Raw genomic sequence first — 2333 nt, 5'->3', positions numbered from 1 at the left:
CTTTTTACCCCCGATATGACAGTTACACCGTTTAATCGGACCCAGCACCCTGGGCTAAATGAGGGCTAAATAGCCGCAAGGCTGGGCGACGCGGGCGTCGGTGAGGTGTAAAGCGCAGAATTATCTGGCGTAGTTTCACGGAACTATTTGGCGTAGTCAGGTGCCGATGACGAGGGTTTCCCGAGCGGCTTCGATGACTTCGGCGGTGACCTCGCTCAGGTGGTTGATGTCCAGGATCCGCGAGACTTGGCCCATCAGTCGTTCGATGAGTCGGAAGTTGCCGGTGGTGATGCGGACGATGGTCGTGATGGCGACGTTGGTGTTAGGGGTGACCGGGTCGAACTCCAGACCCATGGCACGCCAGTACGAGGCCAGCACAGGCATAAGGTCGCTGGCGTCGAGCGGACGATACTGGTGCGCGAATCCGATCCGGCTGTAGAGCTGCGGGTAGCGGGCGAGCTGCTTTTCGAAGCCGGGCATTCCGATCAGGATCACCCCGATCTGGGTGCGGTCGAAGAAGTCTCGCAACTGCTCCAGACCTTGGGTCTTGAGCCGTTCCGCCTCGTCGACGATCAGGAGCTCGGTATGCGGCGAGTCCCGCATGTCCCAGCTGAACTCGGGATCCCAGTCGGGGCGTAGGTGGCGTTGGATGTCGTGACTCAGCCGGGAGCAGCGCAGGATGATCTCCCGCTCGAGCTGCCGGGGCGTGGTGATGACATGCGGGGTGAACAACACGGTCCGCGACACCAGTAACGACTCGGGCACCGGAGCGCCACGGGTGTGGCGGGCAGCGTTCCACCATTCCCAGTCGTCCGAGCTGGCATACGTCTTGGCCGACAGCGTCTTGCCGATCCCCGGCGCCCCGTAGCAGGCACCGATGTACCGGTTGCGGCGGACCGTGTCAGCGAATTCCACGAACCGGCGGTGTTGCTTGGTGATCATGAACGGCGTCTCAGGTCGCTGAGTGGGACCGCTGGTCTCGTCAGTAGCGGTCGACATCGAAGTCTCCCTTCACCATCAGTTCTCCCGATACAGCTTGAGCTTGGTCGCCGGCCGTTTCGGCTCCGGCGCGACAATGCGGGCCGCCGCCGGTGTGACGGCATCTGCCGGCACGGCTTCCGGGACCGGGTGCGCCAAGGCGTCGACGAGGCTGCGGCGGGAGTTGAGCTCGGAACGCAGTTCCCGCCGACGCCGGTTCCGTGCCGCCTGCAGGTCCTTCAAGGAGATGCTCGAGGCGGCAAGTTCCGCGGACACCGCCTGGCACAAGAACTTCCCCTCGTGAAAGACCCTGATCTCGGCCAGGTCCCGCGGGTCATAGCGGATGGTCACCTGCTCCCCGACGTAGGCGGCCAACGTCAGATCCAGATATCGCAGCCCATGACAGCGGATGCCGTCCCGGTGCACCTTCCTCGGTGTCGCCACGGTCAACAACAGCAGGTCCAGCAGCTCCAACGACTCGGGCATCCGTGGCAGCCAGCCCGATCGCAACCACCGCTGGATCGGCGGCTGACCGGTCTCCTGATGCACCCGATGGTGGTAGTCCACCGTGATGAACCGGCCAAGGGCGCTGTCCAGATCAGACAGCGACAACCCCGGTGCGGTCACCGCCCGACCGTTGTTGCCCGGCGGGATGTACCCGGGCAGCGTCGGGAGCAGCTCGGTCGTGATGGTGCCGAAGAATCGCTCGATCTTCCCCCGCCCGCGAGGCACCCCCGGTGTGCTGTGGATCAACTGCACATGGGTGTCGGCGCAGACCTGCGCCATGTGGTCGCTGGTGAAATCGGCTCCGTGATCGCTGTAGAGCACCGCCGGCAGACCGCACACCGGCCACCCCGGGTCGCTCTTGCGCCAGATCGCCTGACGCAACGCCAACGCCGTCTGCAAGGACGACGGATCCCCCACAAAGACGGTGTACCCCATCACCGCCCTGGAATGGTCATCAAGGATGACCGTCAGCCACGGCCGCACCGCCCGGCCCGCCTCGTCGGTGATCATCACGTCTAGCTCAGTGTGGTCGGCCTGCCACAGATCGTTCGGATGCGCCGACTCCCGACGGTGCACCAGCTCGAACCCATCCCGGTACACCGACGGATCGTGATGGGCAAGCGCCAACAGCCCGCGGTCCAGCCCGCCGACGATCTCTCGCACGACGGTGTACGACGGAGGTTTCCATCCCCGCTCCCCCGCCACCACGGCCGCCGCCCGCTGCACCTCCGCGATCCTCGGCGGCGGACGCCGCAACGCCAAGCCCTCGATCAACTCCAGCAGCTCCTGCGGCATCCGACGGTGAGCGGCATCAGTCCTACCCGCCCGGACCAGCCCATCAGACCCCC

At 65.2% G+C, this 2333-nt stretch carries 2 protein-coding genes; both read right to left on the bottom strand.

Going from position 1 to position 2333, the window contains the following annotated elements; translation table 11 throughout:
- Positions 1-156: 156 nt before the first annotated feature.
- The gene (locus Q0R63_RS19460; RefSeq protein ID WP_295701077.1) at positions 157-999 is read right to left on the bottom strand and encodes an AAA family ATPase; all 843 of its coding nucleotides are present in this window, start codon (positions 997-999) and stop codon (positions 157-159) included.
- Between the two features lie 18 nt (positions 1000-1017).
- The gene (locus tag Q0R63_RS19455) at positions 1018-2280 is read right to left on the bottom strand and encodes a Mu transposase C-terminal domain-containing protein (protein ID WP_295701073.1); all 1263 of its coding nucleotides are present in this window, start codon (positions 2278-2280) and stop codon (positions 1018-1020) included.
- Positions 2281-2333 lie beyond the last annotated feature (53 nt).

The sequence above is a fragment of the Lapillicoccus sp. genome (assembly GCF_025353065.1).
GTDB lineage: Bacteria > Actinomycetota > Actinomycetes > Actinomycetales > Dermatophilaceae > Lapillicoccus.
The sequence above is the reverse complement of the archived record's forward strand: the minus strand, read 5'-3'. Positions and strand labels throughout refer to the sequence as shown.